This window comes from Sulfitobacter sp. F26204, assembly GCF_026410305.1.
Taxonomy (GTDB): domain Bacteria; phylum Pseudomonadota; class Alphaproteobacteria; order Rhodobacterales; family Rhodobacteraceae; genus Sulfitobacter.
The window spans coordinates 40,533-63,576 of record NZ_JAPMLQ010000008.1; the positions used below are offsets into that span (position 1 = coordinate 40,533).

23 protein-coding genes and 1 pseudogene are annotated in these 23,044 nt (G+C 53.9%); 12 read left to right on the forward strand and 12 right to left on the reverse strand.

The features are described from left to right. Positions 1–107 precede the first annotated feature (107 nt). From OS190_RS16865 to OS190_RS16885, 5 genes are all read right to left on the reverse strand, one after another. Complete coding sequence (locus OS190_RS16865; RefSeq protein ID WP_267159897.1) at positions 108–1,403, reverse strand: NAD(P)/FAD-dependent oxidoreductase; 1,296 nt, start codon at positions 1,401–1,403, stop codon at positions 108–110. Next, positions 1,403–2,179, reverse strand: coding sequence for an ABC transporter permease (locus tag OS190_RS16870; protein WP_267159898.1), 777 nt, complete (start codon positions 2,177–2,179; stop codon positions 1,403–1,405). The genes OS190_RS16865 and OS190_RS16870 overlap by 1 nt, the downstream gene beginning before the upstream one ends. Continuing rightward, the gene (locus tag OS190_RS16875; RefSeq protein ID WP_267159899.1) at positions 2,176–3,015 is read right to left on the reverse strand and encodes an ABC transporter permease; all 840 of its coding nucleotides are present in this window, start codon (positions 3,013–3,015) and stop codon (positions 2,176–2,178) included. The genes OS190_RS16870 and OS190_RS16875 overlap by 4 nt, the downstream gene beginning before the upstream one ends. A gap of 80 nt (positions 3,016–3,095) precedes the next feature. After that, positions 3,096–4,157, reverse strand: coding sequence for an extracellular solute-binding protein (locus OS190_RS16880; protein ID WP_267159900.1), 1,062 nt, complete (start codon positions 4,155–4,157; stop codon positions 3,096–3,098). A 35-nt stretch (positions 4,158–4,192) separates the two neighbouring features. Next, the gene (locus OS190_RS16885; RefSeq protein WP_267159901.1) at positions 4,193–5,281 is read right to left on the reverse strand and encodes an ABC transporter ATP-binding protein; all 1,089 of its coding nucleotides are present in this window, start codon (positions 5,279–5,281) and stop codon (positions 4,193–4,195) included. Between the two features lie 324 nt (positions 5,282–5,605). Between OS190_RS16885 and OS190_RS16890 the strand changes: the two genes are divergently transcribed. From OS190_RS16890 to OS190_RS16905, 4 genes are all read left to right on the forward strand, one after another. Further along, positions 5,606–7,207 carry a class I adenylate-forming enzyme family protein gene (locus OS190_RS16890; protein WP_267159902.1) on the forward strand — a complete coding sequence of 534 codons (1,602 nt, stop codon included), beginning with the start codon at positions 5,606–5,608 and terminating at the stop codon, positions 7,205–7,207. Then, entirely contained in the window at positions 7,149–8,066 is a 918-nt protein-coding gene (locus tag OS190_RS16895) for an amidohydrolase family protein (protein WP_267159903.1), read from the forward strand. Before OS190_RS16890 ends, OS190_RS16895 begins: the two co-directional genes overlap by 59 nt. Positions 8,067–8,124: 58 nt before the next feature. Beyond that, complete coding sequence (locus tag OS190_RS16900) at positions 8,125–9,558, forward strand: amidase (protein ID WP_267159904.1); 1,434 nt, start codon at positions 8,125–8,127, stop codon at positions 9,556–9,558. 105 nt (positions 9,559–9,663) lie between these two features. After that, a complete protein-coding gene (locus OS190_RS16905) occupies positions 9,664–10,650 on the forward strand; it encodes a LysR substrate-binding domain-containing protein (RefSeq protein ID WP_267159905.1) in 987 nt (328 codons plus the stop codon). Positions 10,651–11,351: 701 nt separating this feature from the next. On the opposite strand, the gene OS190_RS16910 is transcribed toward OS190_RS16905, so the two are convergent. From OS190_RS16910 to OS190_RS16920, 3 genes are read right to left on the reverse strand one after another with little or no spacing between them, the layout of a single operon-like run. Beyond that, positions 11,352–12,665 carry a TRAP transporter large permease gene (locus OS190_RS16910; protein WP_267159906.1) on the reverse strand — a complete coding sequence of 438 codons (1,314 nt, stop codon included), beginning with the start codon at positions 12,663–12,665 and terminating at the stop codon, positions 11,352–11,354. A 42-nt stretch (positions 12,666–12,707) separates the two neighbouring features. After that, positions 12,708–13,313, reverse strand: a complete 606-nt coding sequence (locus OS190_RS16915) for a TRAP transporter small permease subunit (RefSeq protein WP_267159907.1) — start codon at positions 13,311–13,313, stop codon at positions 12,708–12,710. Further along, on the reverse strand, positions 13,313–14,329 hold the full coding sequence (locus tag OS190_RS16920; RefSeq protein ID WP_267159908.1) for a TRAP transporter substrate-binding protein: 1,017 nt from the start codon (positions 14,327–14,329) through the stop codon (positions 13,313–13,315). The genes OS190_RS16915 and OS190_RS16920 overlap by 1 nt, the downstream gene beginning before the upstream one ends. 377 nt (positions 14,330–14,706) lie before the next feature. Between OS190_RS16920 and OS190_RS16925 the strand changes: the two genes are divergently transcribed. After that, positions 14,707–16,161, forward strand: coding sequence for a biotin carboxylase (locus OS190_RS16925; protein ID WP_267159909.1), 1,455 nt, complete (start codon positions 14,707–14,709; stop codon positions 16,159–16,161). 7 nt (positions 16,162–16,168) lie between these two features. On the opposite strand, the gene OS190_RS16930 is transcribed toward OS190_RS16925, so the two are convergent. Beyond that, the gene (locus OS190_RS16930; protein ID WP_267159910.1) at positions 16,169–16,516 is read right to left on the reverse strand and encodes a hypothetical protein; all 348 of its coding nucleotides are present in this window, start codon (positions 16,514–16,516) and stop codon (positions 16,169–16,171) included. A gap of 136 nt (positions 16,517–16,652) precedes the next feature. Between OS190_RS16930 and OS190_RS16935 the strand changes: the two genes are divergently transcribed. The 4 genes from OS190_RS16935 to OS190_RS20590 all read left to right on the forward strand — a co-directional run bounded on the left by OS190_RS16935 (position 16,653) and on the right by OS190_RS20590 (position 19,544). Next, on the forward strand, positions 16,653–17,735 hold the full coding sequence (locus OS190_RS16935) for a C45 family autoproteolytic acyltransferase/hydrolase (RefSeq protein ID WP_267159911.1): 1,083 nt from the start codon (positions 16,653–16,655) through the stop codon (positions 17,733–17,735). Between the two features lie 65 nt (positions 17,736–17,800). Continuing rightward, positions 17,801–18,655 carry a carbon-nitrogen hydrolase family protein gene (locus OS190_RS16940; RefSeq protein ID WP_267159912.1) on the forward strand — a complete coding sequence of 285 codons (855 nt, stop codon included), beginning with the start codon at positions 17,801–17,803 and terminating at the stop codon, positions 18,653–18,655. A gap of 59 nt (positions 18,656–18,714) precedes the next feature. Further along, positions 18,715–19,221: a VOC family protein gene (locus OS190_RS16945; RefSeq protein ID WP_267159913.1), complete on the forward strand. Its 507-nt coding sequence runs from the start codon at positions 18,715–18,717 to the stop codon at positions 19,219–19,221. Between the two features lie 170 nt (positions 19,222–19,391). After that, on the forward strand, positions 19,392–19,544 hold the full coding sequence (locus tag OS190_RS20590) for an RSP_7527 family protein (protein ID WP_416237420.1): 153 nt from the start codon (positions 19,392–19,394) through the stop codon (positions 19,542–19,544). Positions 19,545–19,684: 140 nt separating this feature from the next. On the opposite strand, the pseudogene OS190_RS16950 reads toward OS190_RS20590, so the two are convergent. From OS190_RS16950 to OS190_RS16955, 3 genes and pseudogenes are all read right to left on the reverse strand, one after another. Continuing rightward, a pseudogene (locus OS190_RS16950) lies at positions 19,685–20,228 on the reverse strand (DDE-type integrase/transposase/recombinase); the annotation flags it as partial. Between the two features lie 75 nt (positions 20,229–20,303). Next, positions 20,304–20,630 carry an endoribonuclease MazF gene (gene mazF / locus OS190_RS20595; RefSeq protein ID WP_416237417.1) on the reverse strand — a complete coding sequence of 109 codons (327 nt, stop codon included), beginning with the start codon at positions 20,628–20,630 and terminating at the stop codon, positions 20,304–20,306. 1 nt (position 20,631) lies between these two features. Further along, the gene (locus OS190_RS16955) at positions 20,632–20,874 is read right to left on the reverse strand and encodes an AbrB/MazE/SpoVT family DNA-binding domain-containing protein (RefSeq protein WP_267159914.1); all 243 of its coding nucleotides are present in this window, start codon (positions 20,872–20,874) and stop codon (positions 20,632–20,634) included. A gap of 954 nt (positions 20,875–21,828) precedes the next feature. On the opposite strand from OS190_RS16955, the gene OS190_RS16960 reads away from it, so the two are divergent. From OS190_RS16960 to OS190_RS16970, 3 genes are all read left to right on the forward strand, one after another. Continuing rightward, a complete protein-coding gene (locus tag OS190_RS16960) occupies positions 21,829–22,104 on the forward strand; it encodes a TetR/AcrR family transcriptional regulator C-terminal domain-containing protein (RefSeq protein ID WP_267159915.1) in 276 nt (91 codons plus the stop codon). Between the two features lie 196 nt (positions 22,105–22,300). Then, positions 22,301–22,624, forward strand: coding sequence for an ArsR/SmtB family transcription factor (locus OS190_RS16965; RefSeq protein ID WP_267159916.1), 324 nt, complete (start codon positions 22,301–22,303; stop codon positions 22,622–22,624). Beyond that, the gene (locus OS190_RS16970; RefSeq protein ID WP_267159917.1) at positions 22,621–23,031 is read left to right on the forward strand and encodes an SRPBCC family protein; all 411 of its coding nucleotides are present in this window, start codon (positions 22,621–22,623) and stop codon (positions 23,029–23,031) included. The genes OS190_RS16965 and OS190_RS16970 overlap by 4 nt, the downstream gene beginning before the upstream one ends. Positions 23,032–23,044 lie beyond the last annotated feature (13 nt).

Sequence of the window (23,044 nt, forward strand, 5' to 3'; positions counted from 1 at the left end):
GTCCTCTCTCATCACACCCAAGGATAAACGTCACTGGCTGCCAAGCAATCTTCACCTTGTTCCGCAAGCATTGGTGCCTTTCCCTGGGCACCGCTCTCAATGCTGAACTAAGCTGTCAGTTGGTCAATCCCGTCACGAAGTCGATACCAACCGGTCACAGCAGGCAGAAACCACGGCGTTTCTCGGTAAAATGGCACACTTGGGAATGCGAGGTTCCAGAATGCAGACCTAGGCCCACCTGATATGGCCTGTCCGGCCATATGACCCAGGTAGCTTTGCATCGCCACACCCGAACCGTTGCAACCAATTGCATGAACCACGCCCTCATGCTCTCCGAGATGGGGGAGTAAATCAAAGGTAAAGGCAATCTTGCCCGACCATGCGTACTGCACGGCAATACCACGGGTATCTGGAAATATCCTATGTAACCGTTTGGCCAGTTCCACGGCGATTTCGCGCGCAGGACGCATTCGCAAACTCGCACGCCCACCAAACAAGATACGCCGACGATCAGGTGTTGGTCGAAAATAGCTGAGCAAACGCTTGGTATCTACGCCCGTACGTGCCTGTGGCAGCAACTCATTAATCAACCCTTCAGGCAATTCATCAGTCACAATGATATAACTTGCAGCCGGGATGATCCTGCGACGCATCCAAGGATGCAGGCCATCTGAGTAGCCATTTGTCGCGATAAAAACCTTGTCACACTCAATCGTGGCGCCTTGCGCCTTCACGCGCCAGCCTCGGGAGGATCGCTCAATCATGCGGACAGGATGGTTGTCACAAAGATGAGCACCCCGCGCTTGCGCCTGATCGACAAGACCGTGCAGGTATTTTCCCGGATGCAATTGTCCTGCGCGATCAATTGTCATGACGCCGTGGAAATGATCGGATCCGATGGCGCACTTTTGTCGGTCACCTGCGAACAGCTGCACACCATCGTGCAGCATATGGGGTGCTTTGGCCTGTAACGCCGCGAAATGTTTTGGCGATGCCGCACATACCACCCGGCCAGAGCGCAAATAGTGCGCATCAGTTGACAGCTCTTTCATGCGAGCTTCGACAAAATCAAATGAAGCTGCGGCTTCGTCTTTCAAGGCCTTAAACTTGCCAGGTGGCAATCGGGCTTCCAAGGGCGAATGCACATTTGAAGATGAAGCCGATTTACCAAGATTTACTCCGCTGGATACGTGACCCGCATTGCGACTGCTGGCACCAAATCCGAAATCCTCGGCTTCCAGAACGGTGACAGAAATACCGGCACCGCGCAGCGTGATCGCTGCGTTCAATCCGGTGTAACCGCCTCCAATCACAACTACATCGCTACGACTGGGTGGCGCGTTGCCAAGACGGCGCGGCTTGGCCTCCTCCCACCAAAAAGGGGTTTCGATAAGGTCGGCCATCAATCACGTTCCACAAAAAACTGAATTCCGATGACCCTGTCCAGGAGGAATACCATCACCGTTGTGAACAAAACCAGCGTGGCTGAGACCGCCGCGATCACCGGACTGGCGCTTTCCAAAACTTCGGAAAACACCTGGACCGGTAGGGTCATCACAAATGGGCCAACCAGGAACATGGTTACAGTCACCTCATCAAAGGAAATGATAAAGCTGAACAAAAGCGAGGTGACCAGGCCCGGACGCACAGCCGGCAGAGAGACCTGCCAAAATGTGCGCCATGGACGTGCGCCAAGGCTGGCTGCGGCCTCTTCCAACGCGGGATCGGCCTTGCGCAGCGCGGCGGCCACCGGGCGGTAGGCATAGGGAATAGTCAGAATGCAATGTACCAGGACCAGTCCCGTAAACGTCCCCAACCAACCCACGCTCGACAATGTAACGATCATGATGACACCAATCGCGGCATGTGGAAAAATCAGCGGTGTAAGCAGAATGGTTTCATAAGTTGCTCCAAACCGAATGCGATGACGCACCACAGCCCAGGCAGCAGCGAAAGACGCGGCAGTGCTGACCGTCGCACCAATAAACGCCAGTAAAGCCGAGGTTCCCAAGACCCGCAGCCAATCCGCCGAGCCGAGGAATTCACCATACCAACGCAACGACAACCCTTTGATGGGAAAAGACAGATAGCCTGCTGATGTAAATGAGGACAACACGACGATCACGATTGGTAGCGGCAGAAACAGCAATACTGATATGGCGATAATACGAGTGGTCATTGATCGGCTCCATCGGAAAGGCACCGGGCGACCCAGTGTTCCAAAATCTGGATGGGAATGACGACGGCAAGTGCAGTGATCAGTAGAACTGTCGCCAGCGCTGCTGCCTTTGGATAGTCGAAGAAGTGCATGACCTCCTGGAAAATCTCGGTTCCAAGCATGGTGTCACCCAATCCGCCCAACAACAGTGGAGTAACAATTGCACCGGTCGCCATCAAATAGACCAGCGTGATCCCGGTCAGTATTCCCGGCAATGACAGCGGCAAGAGTACCGTGCGAAAACTATAGGCCGGACGCCCGCCCAGACTCATTGAGGCTTCTTCCAGCGATCGTGAAATCTGCATGAGAACAGACAGGATAGCAATAATCATGAACGGGCACAGCACATGCACAAGTCCGAGGATCACGCCGAAATCATTATACATCAGCTTGATCGGTCGATCCGTCAGCCCGCCCCAAATCAGCAGCCCATTGATCAGTCCACGCGGCCCAAGGATGACGACCCAACCATAACTGCGTACGACTATGGACACGAGCCAAGGAAAAACAATCAGCAAAAGCAGGAAGTTACGATTGCCGCCATAACGCGCGACGTAATAGGCAGTCGGGAAACCAATCACCAAGGAGAGCAGTGTCGTAAGTGCTGCAATGCGGATCGTACGCCCGAGCATGGCAATGTAGTCGGGCCGGTTCAGGATGGCCGAATATTGGCTGAAATCAAACTGCCCGTCTATCACGAGGGACGAATGAACCAACCTATACAACCCCACGAGAAATACTCCCATCAACAACGCAGATGGGGCCAGCAACAGGGCAGTTCGCAATGATTTGGGCAAGGGACAATCGCTCCGGATTTTGGGCGGATCAACTCAGAATGGGTAATCGGCCTGCATGCTAGCGGGCCGATTACTCCAGGTTAGAGGCTGGCGAGCATCTGGTCGATGGCAGCAACCGTGTCTTTCTGATGCTCAGCGATATGACCCCAATCAGGTTGATAGAGCTTCGCGCGCAATTCATTGTAATCAAGACCACCCAGTTTCACCTTGATCTCGTCGGTCGCGATAGCGTCTGTATTTGCAGGAAGGTAGCCTGACATTGCCATACCACGTTCCTGCGGTGCAGCCGAGGCGACATAATTCAACCATTCGGCTACCTGCTCTCGATCCGACACGCCCTTGGGTGCCGCCACGACATATGGCAGCAGCAACGCGCCTTCTTCTGGAATAATCATTTTGACGTAGTCAACACCTGCCTCGTTTAACGACCAGACCCGCACTGAATAAAACGGCATCGCTGCCACCTCTCCGCGTTCCAGCATTGTATTCTGCTGCGCAAGAGAATTTGATACGTTCAGCACGTTGCGGGACATGCCCTCCAAAAGTTTCATCCCGCCTTCGGTTTTGTATTCATCACCGCCAGCAGCGATCGACAACATAGTCAGATCATAGGTCGACAGGTATATCGGCCGTGTCATCCCCAACCGATCTTTCCATTTTTCATCCGCCAGGTTTTTCCAGGAAGCGAAATCTTCAACCGATGCTTCGTTGGTGTTCACCGCGATACCATAATAGGCGAAATACGGTGTAACGCCTGCAAGACGGCCATCCGGAGTTTTCAGCCAATATTTCTCGTCGATATTTTTCATGGCGGGCAATTCGTCGATACTGAAGGTTTCCAGCATATCGTCGCGCATCATGTTCACACCCTGCACAAACGTCCCGATGCCAGAATGATACTGCGGCTGCCCGGCCTGCGCGCGAAATTGTGCTTCCGGGTTTGGCACTTCGACAATACGCACGTCGGTGCCCGTTGCCTCGTGATATGGTTTGGAAAATGATTTGGTCCAGGTGTCACCGACACCCCCGCCCCAGGACGCATGCAAAAGCGTACCGGTCTTCGCTGCAAGCTGCGACGGAATAGTCAGTGCCGCAGCAGTGCCAAGAAAGCCAGCGAGCGTCTCTCTTCTTGTAAGTTCCATTTTGGGTCCTCCCGTTAGGTTACGTTTCGTCCCGGTTATTCTGGGATCAAGGTTACAGAGTCTGCGGGCCATCCAACTGATACGGCCTGACCTTTAGGCAAAGGGTGGCCTTTGTCTGGCAGGAATGGCACCTGTGCCAACAATGGCCCGGCAACGCTGTTCAGCGCATAAGTCACTGTGGCTCCGGAAAAGCTATGTGATGTAATTTGAGCAGAGACCGGGTGTTTATCCGGCGACCCCAGAACCACATACTCTGGGCGGATAGACACCGCCACACGGTCTCCTTTTGCGGCAACCTCGGTGCCGGTCAAAACGGAAACCTGGGTGTCACAATCGTCTAAACAAATTACTGCCCCATCAGAAGAACGCTCTGAAACGACACCGCGCAATAGGTTGGTTTCACCGACAAACCGCGCAACGAATTCGGTCTTGGGAAAGTGATAGGTTTCGATTGCTGTCCCGAATTGTTCGACGCTCCCTTTGTTCATCACCGCGACGCGGTCAGACATCGATAGCGCTTCTTCTTGATCGTGGGTCACGAAAATGAAGGTAATTCCTATTTCCTGCTGGATGCGTTTCAACTCAATCTGAAGCTGGCGGCGTAGTTTCAGGTCCAATGCTGAAAGCGGCTCATCCAGCAGCAACAAATCTGGCGATGTCACAAGAGAGCGCGCCAACGCCACCCTCTGACGTTGCCCACCTGAAATCTGACCGGTGCGCCGTGTCTCAAATCCTTCCAGCCCAACCAGCGACAGCATGTCCCTAACCTTGCGATCCAATTCATCCAACCGATTGCGCGCGCGCAGACCAAAGGCAACGTTGTCATAGACATTCATGTGCGGAAACAGCGCGAGGTTTTGAAAAACCATACCAATTTCACGCTCATAGGCTGGGCGGTTCGACATATCTTGACCTCGCATCGAAATGCGACCCGATGTGGGGACTTCAAACCCTGCAATCATCCTTAGCAGCGTCGACTTTCCGCAACCCGAAGGGCCAAGCAGTGTCACAAACTCTCCGCGTCTTACGTTCAGATCCACATTGTCCACGGCTTTGGAACCAGCGAAGGTCTTGGTGACGTTTTCGATCTGAAGAATATAGTCAGCGCTGTCTTGTATGGGCACGCGGCGGCTCCGGTTGTCATGGACGTGAGGGTCGGTGTTGATAACAATCTTTTCGAACGTTCCGTCAGTGTAGCGCCGAGCGCCACCCACAAGTCAAATATCAAAGCAATTGGAATTCATTCCTAAAGGTAATGATCCCGCCATGAGCTCGTGTTTTTGCAATATATTGATTCTTAAAGTGAAATTTCCAAGCGATTTCATAACCTATGATTATGACATTCTTATAATTCGCAATTTGCCCATCTGCCTTATGACGCGCAAGGTAGAGTCATCTCAAGGCATTCCGCCGTTTTCGCGTTTGATTACCAAGGTTCAACAAACCCCATGACACCCGTTCCCCTGACAACGCCTCGCCAAAATCCGACTGAACGACGCGCCATCATCGAGGCGGCTGAAATGCCTGATTCAATCCCGGCGCTTTTGGACGCTGCGACGGCAGACTCGCCCAACTCAATCCTTTGGGAATTCTTTGATGACGGTATCTCAGCAACCTATGCTCAGGTGCGCGACGAAAGTTTGCGCTATGGAGCGTTACTTGCTTCATTCGGGGTGGAGCGTGGCGATCGAGTGGCTGTGATGCTACCGAATGTGCCTGCTATGCCTCTCGTCTGGCTGGGGCTGGGGCGGATCGGGGGCGTGATGGTGCCGGTCAATACACGGTACTCCGCCCGTGAACTGACCTTCCTCATTGAAGATTCCGGTGCCCGCCTATTGCTAATCCACCAAGAGTGCGCTGACGTCCTGAAGAACTGCGAATTGAATATCGATGTCTATATTGTCGGCTCGAATGATTGGTCCAAACGCGTAAGAGAGACAATGCCGGGGGATTGCCCTGCGCCTGAAATACACGGTCAGGATTTGGTAAACATCCAATATACCTCGGGCACCACCGGTCTGCCCAAAGGGTGTTTGCTGACCCATCGGTATTGGCTGACTACAGGTATGGTGAACGCCTGGCGTGATGGACGGCGATTTCGCCGCATTCTAGCGACGACGCCATTTTCCTATATGGATCCGCAATGGCTTTTGCTCATGGCGGTCTACCAGCGTGCCACCCTAGTTGTGGGCCGCAAACAAAGCGCCAGCAAATTTGCGCGTTGGCTTTCGGAACACCGGATAGAGTTTTGCCTGTTTCCAGAAGCGGCCAGCAAACAGCCACCGACCTCCCATGACGCCGAAAACCCGGTCATTCGAGCCAACATTTATGGCGTGCGCGCGTCGGTCCATGCTGAAATTGAAAACCGCTATGGCCTGACAGCCCGCGAAGCTTTTGGCATGACGGAAATCGGCTCAGGACTTTTCATGCCGATGGAAGCAAGCGGTATGACAGGGTCAGGGAGTTGTGGCATTGCTTCGCCCTTTCGCGAAACCCGTATCGTCGATGACGAAGGCAACAACGTTCCTGATGGCGAAATTGGCGAACTGCTCATTCGCGGACCAGATATTTTCCTTGGTTATCACGCAAATCCAACCGCCAGCGCAGAGGCACTGCGGGATGGTTGGTTTCACACTGGCGATCTTTTTTGGCGTGATAGCCGGGGCTATCATTTCATCGTCGGGCGAAAGAAAGACATGATCCGCCGATCTGGCGAGAACATCGCTTGCCGCGAAGTTGAAGGCGTGTTGCGCGACATGGCAGAGATTGAAGAAGTTGCTTTGATACCTGTTTGCGACGAGCTGCGCGGTGAAGAGGTAAAAGCCTATCTTGTGGTGCAGGATGGCCAGCTCGCAAACGAAGCGTTGATCGGCCAGATCGTCGACTACGCCAGCCAGAGGCTCGCTGCATTCAAAGTGCCGCGGTATTTTGAATTTATCGACATCATGCCACGCACACCCTCATTCAAAGTGGCCAAGGCCGAATTGGTCAATGCCCGCAAAGACCACCGGACCGGCACGTTTGATCGCGTGGAAAACACTTGGCGATGAGGAGTTTCTGATGATCATCGACTATGGCGCAACGCCCCCAATACCTACCCTTTCCCTTAACAATGGCAACCATTTGGCAAATTACCGCCGTGTCTATGCGGCTTCGGAAAAAGCGTCCGGGCGCGGAGAAATGTCCTTGGATCAGTGGTTCGCTGAACGCGATACAGCGGGGATTGACCTGACAGTCATCAAGGGACGCGATATCGAAACCACATTTGGCGGTCGGATCACCAATGAAGCGGTCGCCGATGTAATTGCCTCCTATCCGGGCAGGTTTATCGGCTTTGCAGGCGTTGATCCAAACAAGGGCATGACTGCCGTAAGGGAATTGGAACATGCTGTGCTGGAACTAGGATTGAAGGGTCTGAATCTGCAATGTTTCGAAAACCAACTGGCGGTCGATGATCGGCGAATGTATCCGCTCTATGCCAAATGCATCGAGCTGGATATCCCGGTCAACATCCATGTCGGCGTGAACTTTTCTTTGAAATCCTCGCCCGATTTTGGCCGCCCCGAAATGCTCGACCGGGTGCTGTGCGATTTCCCCGAACTACGGGTCTGTGCCGCCCCTCCGGGTTGGCCTTGGGTGCTTGAGTTATTGTCTGTCGCTTGGCGACAGCCAAATCTTTCGATCGGGCTGATAGCTATGCGTCCAAAACTTTTGAACGTCGAACACTCTGGATATGGACCACTGCTGCAATATGGTCGCACGGTTCTAAAAGATCGGATGATTGTCGGAACGGCATGGCCAATGATGCCGATGAAACGGGTTATGGATGAGATCCGTGAATTGCCGATTGAAGCTGACATTGCAGATCGCTGGCTCGGCAAAAATGCCAAGGCTTTTCTAAGAATTTAAAGTCAGAAGAACACAATTTCCGCAAATCATATGACATGATACGACGAGGGAGATAGGGATGAATGATGACGATCTTTGCCGCAAGTCGGCGACTGAGCTTTTGCCAGAGTTGAAAGCAGGAAAGATCAAGGCGGCGACTTTGATGCGTGCAGTTCTTGATCGGGTCGAACGGTTGGATCAGCAAACAAACGGTATCGCCCACATCGATCCGGAAGCCGCAATAGCCGAGGCCGAGGCGCGTGACGCCGCTCTTGCAGCGGGTGAACCGGCGGGCGAAATGCAAGGGCTTCCTGTTACTGTTAAAGACCTTTTGAAGGTCAAAGGCCTGCCAATGGAAATGGGCTCTTTCGCATTTGAGGGGCAGATTATCGATAATGATGCCGTCGCAATCGCCCGGCTGCGTGCCAAAGGTGCCATTCCTTTCGCAAAGACCGCGACACCGGAATTCGGCCACAAGGTTCTGACCGACAGTCCGACAAACGGGATCAGCCACAACCCGTGGAACCTTGATCGTAGCTGCGGCGGCTCATCCGGGGGAAGCGGTATCTGCGCGGCCATGGGATTTGGCCCATTACACGTTTCAACAGATGGTGCTGGCTCCGGCCGCATCCCGGCCTCGGCATGCGGGGTTGCAGGAATCAAGCCTACCTGGGGTGCCATCCCACATGAAACCACCACTGATATATTCGGCTCGTTTACCTGCATTGGCGTGATGGCCCGCACGGTTTGCGATTTGGCTATTGGATTGAACGGGATGAAGGGACCAAACCATATGGACCCTTGGTCTCACGGTGGCAGCACCGCACCGATCATACTACCCGCCGATCCGGCCTCCGCACTCAAAGGCTTGCGTATGCGCGTGGTGATGCGCACGCTCAACGATTGGGTCGATCCCGAGGTGGAAGCCGCGGTTCTCGATGCTGTCAACGGGCTGATCGACGCCGGTATCAAAGAAGTCGATAAAATCGAAGACCCCGTTTACGACAACGCCAATGCACTTATCTACATGCGCTCTTATCAGTATTCCCGCTTTGGTCATTTGCTTGAAAAATTTGGCGACCGGATGGATCCGACAGCCAGGATGTCGCTCACGCCCGGTCTTCAACATACCTATGATATGCTGGCGAAGGCGATGCGCGCGCGCACCGAAATATTTCATGAAATTGAACGCCAATTTGATGAGGCTGATTTTTATATTACTCCAACAATCACAACTCCTTCGCTTTCAATTGATCACAAGCAAGACCAACCGCTTGTTGTAAACGGAATCGAACACGGCCCTCTGCGCGAGGCATGGTACCCGTATACCGTTCCACAAAACGCCAGTGGGCACCCTGCAATATCGGTGCCTATTGGCATGTCATCCAGCGGAGTTCCGATCGGGATGCAGATTGTCGGGCCTTGGCATAGCGAGGCTCGGCTGCTTACAGTTGCCGGCGCGATAGAAGCGCTGTTCCCCTGGGCCGCTCATTGGCCTCCCGCTGCAGTTTGACTCCACACCGATGGGCCGGCACAATGACCCACCTGCGCGGTTGGCGTGAAAACCTTTGCGTTCCAGCACTATGCAGGTAACGTTCCAAAGACGGAGCCTCCGTAAATGCGCATAACTCATCGACAACTAGAAGCTTTTGTCCAGTTCATGGAAACCGGCACCGTTACGTCTGCGGCTGATCGAATGTTTGTTACCCAACCCGCGATGAGCAAGATGCTCGCCGGGCTTGAAACAGATCTCGACCTGACCCTATTTCACCGCGAAAAACGGCGCCTAATCCCAACGGATGAGGCACAGTTGATGTACAACGAAATCCGCCGCTTGTTTGCATCTCTGGCGGATATCGAACGCTTTGCCGAAGATCTGCGAACCTTTCGAACCGGCGAATTGCGTATCACCACAGCGCCAATGATCGGGTTAACATTGATTGCAGACGCAGTGGCCGAATTTTCCAAAAGCAATCCTGAGATCGATGTGCTGATGGACATGTCCTCGAACGTCGGCCCCGACGTTTTGGCTTCCAATGTGGATATCGGATTCTCAGCGACACAATTCCAGCACCCGGCGCTTACGATTGAACCGTTGATCCACGTAAATTCTGTATGCATCGTATCGCAAAATCATCGACTGGCCGGGCGTAGCCATGTCGGCCCCAAGGACCTTGAGGGCGAAGAGTTTATTTCCTTTGCCCGCGACACACGGATGCGCCATATCACCGATGGTGTGTTCCAGCAGTACCGCGTTTCGCGCAAAATGCGGATTGAGGTTTTTGCATCGGCCGAAGCAAATGCTCTGGTATCGCGAGGGCTTGGTGTTGCAATTATTGAACCGCTTGGTGTGCGGCAGAAGTTCTGGCCAAATGTCGTGGCAATTCCGTTTGAACCTGTCATCGAGTTCACTTTTTCTGCATTCCGACCGCGCGATAGGCTCGCCTCGCCGCTGGCAAACAGGTTTCTGAATATTTTACGACGCCAAATTCGTGAATTGCATGATGGCGTCAACGATTTGCCGCATTGGATGGAAGTCCGGCTGCCTGGCGACACCCGTGAAAAGCCCGATCAAGGTCCACTCCAGATGAGAGCCGAACCGTAACAAAAGTGTGTGGTCTCAGGCAAATCTGATCGGAGGTTCCTTCCGGAAGCCTGATGTATCCGTTGAGTTGGCCTGACGAGCTGCCTGAAAAACCTATCTTCGATGCTGATGCGCGGCACGATCCATATGTTCCATTCCTGGCCGGATACCCTGTTTCACGCAGTCCAGAAAGGGGTCAATCGAGGCCATGCGACAATCCACGGATCCGCCCGATCACGCGAGGAAGCATAAGAAAAACCGATGGAATTCAAGGACAGCCCGGTAGTTTCCGCGCAGGATGATAGCGGCACCCGACAAGGGGCAGGTTGCACCGGCTTTCTTTTCGGTTTCAGACAGAAACCTTGCGCGCCCGTTCCTGGAGGTTGGAAATGCCAACTGCGCTTTTCTGGCACTGTCACGAGATACACGCCTGAATCCACAGGACGCTATTGTCTGCAATCGTTGCTAAACATTGCTGCCTTCAGCGTTTCCGAGCCGCAGGCGGTTCGCAAAAGAGGTCTGCCTGATACGCCATTAGCTCTGGGTATCTGCGCATCGCATCGCCATTATGAGGGCGGCGGTTCCTGACAGCAATTGACCGTTTCAATCACGGCCGCTTGACCTACAAGTCTTGGCCACCGCTATATCAAACAACACCATCACCGATGTTCCATCGTGCCATCCAGCGGATTTCAGATCGGCTCTCAAGGCGTGCCAGTGGCTCAGAACAGGATACTCGGCAACCAAAGAGCAATTTGCGGGAACAGGAAGACCAGTGCCAAGCCGAGGATTTGCAGCCCGACAAACGGAATGGCACCCCAATAGATGTCCACAATCGACACTTCCTTGGGCGCGACAGACCGCATGTAAAACAGGTTGTACCCGAAGGGTGGCGTCAGATAGGCCGACTGCATGCTGAGGATGAACAGCACGGCGAACCAAGTGGTGTCAAAACCCAGATCACGCACAATCGGCACAAACAGCGGCACGGTGATGAACACAATCGCGAAGTCATCCAGAAACATACCAAGGACGAAATAGGCGACCAGCATAGCGATGATCACGAGGTTCGGGGACAGTTCATAATCCTCGATCAACTCGCCCACAACAGCACCGGCGCCAACGCCAACATAGATCTTGGAAAAGAACACCGCCGCGATGGTGATCCACATCAACATGCCCATCAATTTGGTTGTGGACAACATGACATAGCGCATCATGTCCCAGCTGAGGCGGCGTTGAACACCGGCGATCACCAGTGCACCAAAAGCGCCAATGGCCGAAGCTTCGGACGGCGAAGTAATGCCACCGATGATGCAGCCCAATACGGTAAAGATCAGCAGTCCGGGCGCGATCAGAAAGCGGAGGGATTTGAATTTCTCAGCGGCGGTAAATTGATCTTCGGCAGGGGGGCCAAGCGTCGGATTAATCCGGCAGCGGATCAGGATGTAGAAAATATAAATCGTCGCCAGCATCAAGCCTGGCATCAATCCAGCGGCAAAAAGCTTGCCCACGGAATCGCGGCTGAGGAAGGCGTAGATGATCATCAGAACGCTGGGCGGGATCAGGAAACCCAATGCGCCACCGGCCATGATCGTACCTGTAACCAAGCGTTTATCATAACCGCGGTTCAACATGGCAGGCAGGGCGATGATGCCAAGGCTCACTGTTGCCGCACCGGATACTCCTGCCATCGCGGCAATCAATGCGCAGATGATGACCGTCCCGATACCAAGGCCGCCGGGCAGCCCGCCCATCAGCTTATGGATCATCTCAAACAGATCATCCGTGATGCCAGAGCGTTGCAGGACCAGACCCATAAAGATGAACAGCGGCAAAGCAACCAGCAGGAAATTATCCATCGCGCTAAAGGTCGAAGAGATCAGCAGATCAAGCCCGCCATCGCCGTAAATTGCATAAGCACTGCCCACGCCGCAGATCGTCAAGGCCCAAGCCAGCGGCGCACCCAGTGCCATCAGCAACAGCATCGACGAGAACATGATGGCCGTTATGACCAGCGGGTCCAGATTTTCCATTAGTAATTCCTTAGGCGGGTGGCAGCATGCTGCGCCCGGATATCAGCGGTTGTCGGAAGACGAGGTAACGTCGGCCTTGGTCGCAGTTGCCAACAGTTCAGGATCAATGTCGATTTCTTCTTCCTGCTCGCGCGGATCATCATAGTCGACGTTAAACACTGTCAGGACGGATCGCACCAATTCGGCAATGTTTTGCAGCAAAACAAGACCAACAGCGACAGGAATCACCGTTTTGATCGGGTAAAGCGGCGGTTGCCACATGCTTTTGTTGGAATATTCCAGCACGGCCCAGCTTTCGGCGGCGAAGCTGACGGACAGCTTGAAGAAGATCGCAAGCACGACAAAACCGGCAGAGAAAATCAGCATGTCACAAAAGGCCTGACCACGTTTGGGCAAGACGCCCCAGATGACTTCACTGCGCACATGTCCGCGATGGCGCAATGTGTAACAGCCCGCCAACATACAAAAAGCACCATAAAGCATGGTGCTGGTTTCATGAGCCCAGAGGGTTGGCGCGTTGAGGAAGTACCGAGAGACAATCTCGATCATCAAAACACCGATCATGCCCAGCGTGAGCCAGGCAATGGCCCGCCCGACAAATTCGGACAGGCCATCCTGAGCGACAAGATATCTTGTCACCAAGCTCATTACAGACGCCCTTGCGCCTTGGCGTTCTCGATCAACAGATCAATCAACTTTTTGTTGCGCTCGGAACGTGCGGCCTCTTCCTGCCAAACTTCTTGCGCCGCAACTGTCAGTTCCTTGGAATCTGAATCTGGCAGAGTTGCAAATTCAAACACGTCACCTTTGTCGACAACGGATTGGTTGCCTTCGGCAAGCCAGTCATTGATGTCTTGGGCGAACTGCGCTGTGGCTTCTTGCATGATCGCCTTGTGCTCATCCGACAGGGCGTTCCACTTTTCCGGGTTTGCCAGGAAAGTTTCAGTCCAGCCCGGCATCAGCATGTTAAGGCGTGTGTAATGCGTGGCGGTTTCGTTCAGTTTGAGCTGTTCGTATTCAATTGGGCCGCCATAGATCGCGCCGTCAATCACACCTGTGGACATGCCGATATAAAGTTCACCAGCCGGCAGGTAAACTGTTGGAATTTCAAAGTATTCCAACACTTTAGCCACGTTGGAAGTGGCGCGGATTTTGCGTGTCTTCAGATCGGCAAGTGACGTTACCGGCTCCTTGGTCAAAAGATCATAGTCGTGTCCATACCCTTTGCCGAGGTATACGACACCGGCTTCGGTGTAGGCTTCGTTCAGCAGGCTATCGACGGGTTCGCTGTCGAAAAATGCCTTCGCTTCGTCAAGGCTGGTCCAACCGCCCGGCAAACCGGCTTCGATGTTGCCGATGTCGACCTGACCGGACCAGTAGCCGCCATGGCCATGCGCGATGTCAATGGAACCTTTTTTGGCAGCGTCCAAAAGCTGGTCGCTCGCGACAAGCTCGCCACCGTGGAACACGGTCAGGCGCAGATCGCCGCCGGATTTTTCCTTAACCGTGTCTTTGAATTTTTTCAAAATCGGATCGATTTCGGTGCCATAAAACGTGTGAAACCGCAGGCGGGTTGTGTCAGCCGCAGCTGCCGATGCGAATGCCGTCAGGGCAACAACGCCAGACATCGCAACCGCCGCAGCGCGCCGTGTGAATGTACTCATTGGATATATCCTCCCGAATGTGGCGTTCTTTTGCCATTAATGTCAGGCTCAGCCGGGTGCACTGGCTGTCCTTTTTTGGACCCTGAAACTTGGGTTAAAAGGAACGCTACATCATAGACTATACTGTTCGCAACTATAATGTTAATTTCTTCCATGAAGGGCAACTATTGATAAGTTATCGCGCTGGTTCAGATAAGAAATGGAAAGCCTGCTGATGATTGAGGTGCTTTATGCCAAGAGAGCATACTGCGCCAGTGTAGCGCGACCACGAATTGATGAATGGTCGCCTCAGGGTCGAGATGCCCATACTGGAAACGGAGACAGAACAACCAGAAGCGAACAAACGTAAAATAACAACAACAGGGAGAGAGCCAAAGATGGCCGAGACAAAAGAAAAACTAGTGGGATTGACAGAAATCTACCGCTATCTGCGGCGCAACAAGACGCCGATATATGTAGTGATGCCAACACCGTTCAACCTGATGGGGCTGGACCAATGGGTCGGTGGGTTGGAGTTTGTGAATTATTTCGACGTGTTCGAAGGTCAGCACCCGCGTGTGTTCAAACCCAGCCAATTGGGTGCCCCTGTGTTTCAATCGATGGAAGAAGTCGGCAACTATCTGGTCGATCATCCGGAATTCCGCGCTCGTGTAGCCGAACGAGACCCGGGTTTGGCGATCTTTGTAATGTTCGACGAACGAACCGAAGAGCTATGCGAGGAAGTTGGCGTCAAAATCGCGCTGCCTTCAAATGAACTGCGTCACCGTCTGGACAGCAAGATCGAAACCACCCGCATCGGCAACGAGGCAGGAGTGGAAAGTGCGCCGAACACCATGGGCACCGCCGACAATTACAACCAATTGAACAAGTTGGCAGCCAGCGCCAAGCTGGGCAAGGATCTGGTGGTGCAGACCCCCTATGGCGACAGCGGGCGCACGACGTTCTTTATTAAATCCAAGGCCGACTGGGACAAGTTTTCCAGCAAGATCATTGGCGAAGAACTGAAGGTGATGAAGCGCATCAATCACTTGCCCGGCACGATTGAGGGATGCGCGACGCGCCACGGCACGCTTGTCGGCCCCGTGATGACCGACATCACGGGATTCGAGGAAATCACACCTTATAAGGGTGGCTGGTGTGGCAATGACATTTCACCGGCGATCCTGCCGGACGGGGTGCCGGACAAGGTGCGCGAGATGGCGCGAAATCTGGGGGACCAGTTGTACAAGGAAGGTTACAAAGGCGTCTTCTGTTGCGACTTCCTGCTCGATACGGACACCAACGAAGTTTATCTGGGCGAGATCAACCCACGCGTATCCGGTGCGTCCCCGCCCACCAACCTGATCACCTCGACCTATGGTGGCTGTCCTCTGTTCTTGTTTCATCTGCTGGAATTCATGGACGTGGATTATGAGATTGATGTCGAAGAGGTCCAAAGCCGATGGAATCATTATGACTATTGGACCCAGTTGATCCTCAAGCAAACCGAGGACAAGGTAGAATTGATTACAAAGGCACCGCGTTCAGGGATCTGGCGCATGGATGATGACGGCGCGATCGAATTTGCCCGAGCCGGTCACAACATTAACGCGCTTGGTGACGAAAACGAGGCATTCTATCTACGGGTCTATGCAGAAGGTGAATATTGCTATCACGGGGCTGATCTTGGCTGCATTCTGGCCCGCGGTCGGATGCAATCAGATGATCGTGAACTGCTGGAACGCGCAAAGCGCTGGAATGCTGCGATCAAGGCTGAATTCCAGAGTGTACCGTTGACCGCCGAAACCGAAGTGGCAATGCCCGCCGATATGACCGCTGGCAAGTGGTTCTAGAAAGACTTCAGACGGGGGGCTGTTCCGGCTCCCCGCTTGCCTGATCGACTTTGTCGATGTCATTGCGCACCCAAAAGAACGCGAACCCCACACCGCGCAACCAGACCTCTAGCCGGTCCAGACTGCCCCATTCGCGGGGCATACCCCTTGCGCTTTCCAGCGACATCCACTGATCATCGACCAGAAAGAACACGGTCCATGTGTAGGGGTTGCGGTCCTGATCGCCATATCCCCCGCCTTGAATGGTGCGCCTCACGCGCACAACTGTCGGATATTGCGTGATCCGATAGCTGCTAAGTAGGCCGGGAATGTCATTTTGGCGAATAGTGCCGTGGGGTACAGGTGATTTTAGCATGCCGTGTTCTTGACAATTGGCTTGCGAAAGTCAATCTACACTACACCATGGTATATGATGTTCACCTACTCACGAAATGTGGTGGACCTTCACGCAAAGCGTGGTCATTTGCTCTTTTCGATCCTTTGGAAACATTATGCACCTGAACTTCAGAAGCCTGACGGAAGAACGCCCCGGTGACGCATTGCGTCAGGCGTTCGAACATGGCTGGCCGGGTTGGTCGGCCTGGATGCGCAAACGTCGCTCAGTTGGCGCAAAAGACGAGCGCGATGCCCGTCTGGCCCTGCGCCAGCACATGCCGGAGTTCGAAAACCTTTGGGACAACTGGCTTGAGGTTTGTGGCGATACGCCGGAATCCGCTGTGTTCCTCAGCTTTTGGTCCCCTCCCAGATACCTGGTGCATTGCTCCCAAGCGGTGTTGTCAGATGATCATGGCCCATTGTTGATCCGAAATTATGACCTTGATCCAAAGCTGAACGAATCCACTTTGCTATCCACCAACTGGCGTGGCCGGCGCGTTGCCGGAATGGTTGAGGGAATCGTTGGTCTGGCCGATGGCATGAACGATGCGGGGCTTGCGGCCTCCCTGACTTTTGGCGGGCGCACAGTCAGCTCCAAAGGCTTTGGAATCCCGCTGATCATTCGCTACGTTCTTGAGATGTGCGCAGATGTGCAGCAGGCCGTCGAAGCATTGCGGGCCGTGCCATGCCATATGTCCTATAACGTCACGGTTGCGGATGCGGCGGGCGAATGGGCAACGGTCATGTTGGCGCCTGACCGTCCCGCTATTGTCACACGCTCCCCCTTCACGACCAATCACCAGTTGGGCGTTGAATGGCCGCGTCATGGACGGTTTTCCAACACTGAGGGACGTGCTGATCATCTGGAACAGCTATTTGAAAACGCCCATCTGACGGCTGGTCAGTTGATCCACGAATTCCTCACCGCCCCGCTTGCCAGCACCGGCTATGACAAGGGGTTTGGCACGATTTACACCGCCGCCTATCGCCCCGAGGCACGGCAGATGTCGCTGCACTGGATGGATGGCGCACGTGAAGATCATGCATTGGAAAATATCATGCCACGCGAACGGTTGGTCCATTATACGCCGACCGGATCACAGGCTGCCTCACCCCAACCGCGCAAGCAGTGCGCAGAACACTATTCACACCGGAACGCCGCTCTTGCTGAAGGCCCCGGCTTTCCCAAAACAGCTTAACGCCGCACTGCGGACGATACTCACAAGCGCCGTACAGTGGCGACACCAAAGACACAGGAGCACTTATGTCACGTTTCTCTATCGCCGGCATCCAGATGCACATCACAATGCACAACAACATCTCCGAAATGCGCAAGCGTATGGAAATTCTGTTCAGCCTCTACCCATGGGTGCAAATGGTTGTCTTCAGCGAACTTGCGCCACATGGCCCGAACAAGAACGCCGCCGAACCGATTGGTGGCAAGATCGAACAAGATCTGGCGGAGCTTGCCCGTCGTTTCGACTGCTGGCTGATTCCCGGCAGCTATTTCGAAAAAGACGGCGACAAGATCCACAACACCACGCCTGTTTTCAATCCCGCCGGTGAGATCGTCACGCGCTACCGCAAGATGTTCCCCTTCACGCCATACGAAGAGGGAGTGACAAAAGGCGAAGAATTCTGTGTATTTGACGTGCCGGGCGCTGGCCGTTTCGGTGTGTCTATTTGCTATGATCTGTGGTTCCCCGAAGTGACGCGCACGCTGACGTCAATGGGTGCAGAAGTGATCATCAACCCCGTGCTTGCCAGCTTTGTGGACCGCCCTGCAGATCTGGCCATCGCGCAGGGATCAGCAGCGATGTTCCAAAGCTATATTTTCCACATCAACGGCTTGCTGGCGGGGGGTAACGGATATTCGATGGTGATCGACCCCGCAGGTCAAATTCTGCACCGCGGCAATGTGCAAGAAGAAATGATCCCGCTTGAGGTGGATTTTGAGCTTGTCCGCCGTTCGCGCCGCGAGGGCATCTTGCGCATGGGCCAACCTCACAAAAGCTTCCGTGACAACCATGTGAGGTTCCCGGTCTATGAACCCGATTTCGACCGCAGCTACCTGGACAGCCTCGGTCCCTTGGTCAAGGCGGGACGCCCTGTAACGTAAGGCCTGGCCACAGTGCTCAGGTCAAAACCGCGTCATCCCGCCAAGAGAAAGGAAATGAAATGGTTGAAAAGAAAGATAAAGTTGCACCTGTCCCGCGTGGTTTTCGCTCCGTTACTCCGCACATCATTGCCGCGAGCGTCGAGGACGCCGTTGCAATGTATAAAACCGCGCTTGATGCCAAGCTCATGTCTTCCCAGACGGTCCCAGACACGGAAACGATCATTTTCGCCAAGATCAAGATCGGGAATTCGCTGCTGACGATCGGGCAAGGACAATCTTACGGGGTGGGCTCGGTAAGCCTGCATCTGTACGTGGAAGATGCAAAATCGACGTGGGAAAATGCGATCAAGGCCGGTTTCACCGTCACCAATCCTTTGAAAGAGCGGTATTGGGGCGATCTGACAGGGTTGTTGTCCGATCCGCTTGGGGTTCAGTGGAGTATCGGCCAGCGGGTTGCGAAGCTGAGCGCCAAGGAACAACGAGGCAAGGCGCAAGAAGCGTTGGAAGCCGCACGCAAACTTCGTCAAGGCAAGTTGGAATCATCCCATACCGAAGCAGAAAAGTAGGCCACCGACTTGCTAATTTGTGTGGGTTGCCGCCTTGGTCTGAGAACACCAGCCATGTGCGGCGGGCATACCGGGTATTGCTTGTAGTCTCCTGGGTGCGACTACATCTGTACAGAGCGGCGGTGTTGCCGTTCAGAGTGAGAGTAAATACCATGAGTTCGCATATACCCATGTCGACTTCGGCACAGATCGATGTCGCGAAGTACATCGCGCGCGCGCACCGACTGCGCGCCGAATATTTGTCCACACTAGGGAAATCCGGCGTCGCCCACTTACGCAATCTATTTTCGCATAAGCGCCGCCTGAAAACGTCCAAAGTGTAAGACCGCCACTTTTTACTGGAGGTTGCCAATTGTCAGATTTAGGCGACCGAGAAAATGAAGAACTGAAAGCGGCGGTTTCGCCGCCGCCGATCAGACTAACGAATCCCCTCAGGCGCGAGCCCCGTGAGATGCCCGACCAGTCACGGTTTACCGCCTCTCCCGGTGCTCGTTTTGGCCACTTTCCTTTCAATAGCAACGGTGCGTTTCCAGCCCAATGTTGAGCGGTGGCGCCGCGGATTGTAGAAATCAAAAGGGCCATCTCAGCCTTTCGCCGCGCTTCCCAGGGATGCCGCCAGATCAATTCAATCTTGCCGGTTTTGAGGAACGTCGCAAAACCGCATTGTCCTTGCAGTTACCCTTGCATCTTATGGACTTCTTTAAGGCATGCTGGCGCAGAACCTTCTGATAATTGTGAGAACAAAATGGGCTTTCGCGATCCATGTGGTGGATGCCACCTTGCGGCGTTTACTGGAAGGCGATCACGATCTTCAGCGCCCTAATGCCCGGTCGCTCTTCATGCCATTATTGGCAGCCCCCAATGAAGCATCACGAATGCAGGTCGAGGATCACCGTCAGAAACAACCATCCCTCACGCATCCAGACATAACTGCTATCGCACGCCCATTCCTGATTGGGTTTGTCAGCAGTAAAGTTGTGATCCAACAGGTTCAGCCCAAACATAAACATGAGACAGTTTACCGGCGTTTGTTCACACACTGATTTATTTTAAAATACTCTGGGTTTTATCAGGAAACTACCTCACCCTTGGATCAAGGCCACGGACTTTGCGCGCACTTCTGCAAGCTCCGCTGAGGTAACTTGGCCTTTCCGCTTTGCTTTTCTCACTTTCCAATCCAGGCTTTTGATCTGATCAGCAAGTGCCGCGCTGGTTTGCGGCCCGTCTATGACCACTTCGAACGGATATCCCTTCAACTTGGTTGTCATAGGACAACAAAGCATCAAGCCGATCTTGTTGTATTTCGCCGGACTCAAAACGAGTGCTGGACGATGTCCAGCTTGCTCATGACCCGCTTGTGGATTGAATTGAAGCCATACAATGTCACCCGCTTCTGGGACGTAAACCATATCAGAGAGCTTCTTGGCCCAATGGTCCGCCGGTTTCTATCGCGTCGTGACAGTTTTCGCGGGTAATGGATTCCAACAAATCGTCCAAAAAGAATTCTGGCGATTGGTCCGGTTCGATGATGATACGTCCGTTTTCTTCGCGTATATCAACGGGTGTGTCGAGCGAAAGCTTCGCCGCCTGCATAACGGCTGCAGGTATCCGAACGGAGGCACTGTTACCCCATTTCTTCACAATCACGCGCATGTCTCAACCTCTACTTGAACTCAAGACATATCCTTAGCGAGAGTATGTGTCAACATTGTCGATACGCTGAGCGCCCTATGTTAAAAAGCTATCTTTCGAACGATGTAGCCATGTGTCGTAAGATCGCTGCCTCACCGAACACGCGTTGATCGCGTCATTGACCACCAAGGCAACGATGGATGTTCCAGCATTAACCTCCCGCGGCCGTGAATTTGTCGTCAGGGAAACCGCGCCTGGCACCGTCGTCTTCCTATTTAACTTGGCCGCGCTCCGGATCATGGAGGCCGCTCAGGTGCTTTACGACCACGGGTGCTGGTTCCTTGCTTGCCCTCATAGTCACCAGATCTGAACCGCTTCGACAGTCTTCACCAAGCTGAAAGCTCACCTTCAACGCTTCGGCGCGAGAACAATCGCTGAGATAATTTCATTATTTCTATTAAGTATCAAACGGTCAGGCCATTTTATATTGAGTGATGATGGCGAAAAAAAAGTACATATGCGTTGCCTGTTTCTACAGGGGAAACCAAGGCCTTCTGGGATCAGGCTGCCAAGGGTCAAATCATGGTTTGGAAATGCTCGCCTTGTGGCCGACTGTCGGCGCCAATCCCGCCTCGATGCACCGATTGCTTATCGAAGGACCTCGTTGAAACATTATGCTCCGGACGCACCGTTGTGAGAGTGGAGGCGTTCAAAGGTCAGGATTTGCCCACCGCCATGGCAGAATGTGCACTGGTCGAAGAACAATGAATTGTGCTGATTGCTCGTCATCCCGATGAACTGACAGCGACCATGGCTCCTGGCAGTATTTTAAACATTGTATTCGAAAACATGGGCAGAGGCGTAGCGCTGGCACGTGTTACCCCGGCAGAACAGTCATGACCGTGACCATTGCTGGTTTCGGAAGTCCCCAGATTCTCGGTCACAGCGACCGAGGGATCGCCGCTTTTGCGCTAGATGCTGGCGGAGTATTTACTGGAGGTGGCCGTCGATCAGTTGACGGTTCTGTTGGCTCCGCGCCGCATGGTTATCGGGGATGTCGAACGTTTCCCCGGCCTGAGCAATTTCCTTTATCTGAATGGGCCGAAGCGAGCCATGGACAGGCTCGCAAGCGCGGGGGGGCACTATATCGGCACCGGTGCGCTTGACACGCCCGATACACAACAGGCTACCACACAGTTCAACTGGATCGCCATGAGCGCGGCCAACCAATGCTGCGATGCCGCACGGTGATGATGGTACACCCGACCAAAAGAAGCTGTGCGGATTTACCTATGCGCCTATGCAACGGACCGCAAAGGTGGACATAGAGGCAAAATGCACAATTGCCGGGCCCGACTGGGTGCCAATTGCATACGCAGGTTTTATGCTTGAAAATTCATAACTCCGTGGCTATGAATAAGTGATAACCAAAGAGCTATGAGTTCTCATGACCCAGTCCCACGATGTCCTGTTCCGAACGCTCGCGGATCCGACGCGCCGGGCGATCTTTGAGCGCCTGTGCCGCAAGGGCGACCAGACGGTCAAGGCATTGACCGCTCACGCGGGGATTTCCCAGCCGGCGGTCTCGAAACACCTTGGTGTGCTCAAACGGGCTGGGCTCGTCACCGACCGCCAGGATGGCCGCCAGACACATTACAGCCCGCAACTTGACGCCCTGACGCCACTCACGGATTGGACGGTACGGATGGCGAGCTTCTGGGAAAGCCGCTTCGACAACCTCGAAGACCTGCTGAAAAGGATGGACAATTGACTGAAACATCGATCGAAACCCGTGCTGTCGTCGTCGAGCGGGACCTGCTGCATCCGCCAGAAAAGATCTGGCGTGCCCTCACCCAATCCCACTTGATCGGCGAATGGCTGATGAAGACCGACTTTGTGCCTGAATTGGGGCATCGTTTCGGATTTAGCGCGGATTGGGGCGAGGTCGCCTGCGAGGTTCGGGCGGTCGAAAAACATGAGGTACTGGAATATTGCTGGGATGCCGGGGATCTGAGGTCGGTGGTGACCTGGACCCTCAAACCGACCGGCAAGGGAACGCGTCTGCGCATGGAGCAAACCGGTTTCCGGAGGGATCAGCCAAACTATTACGGCGGTGCGAAACTCGGCTGGCCGCGCTTCTTCGACAGGCTGGAGCAGGTGCTGGCCGAGATGACTTGAAGCGCGACGAGGT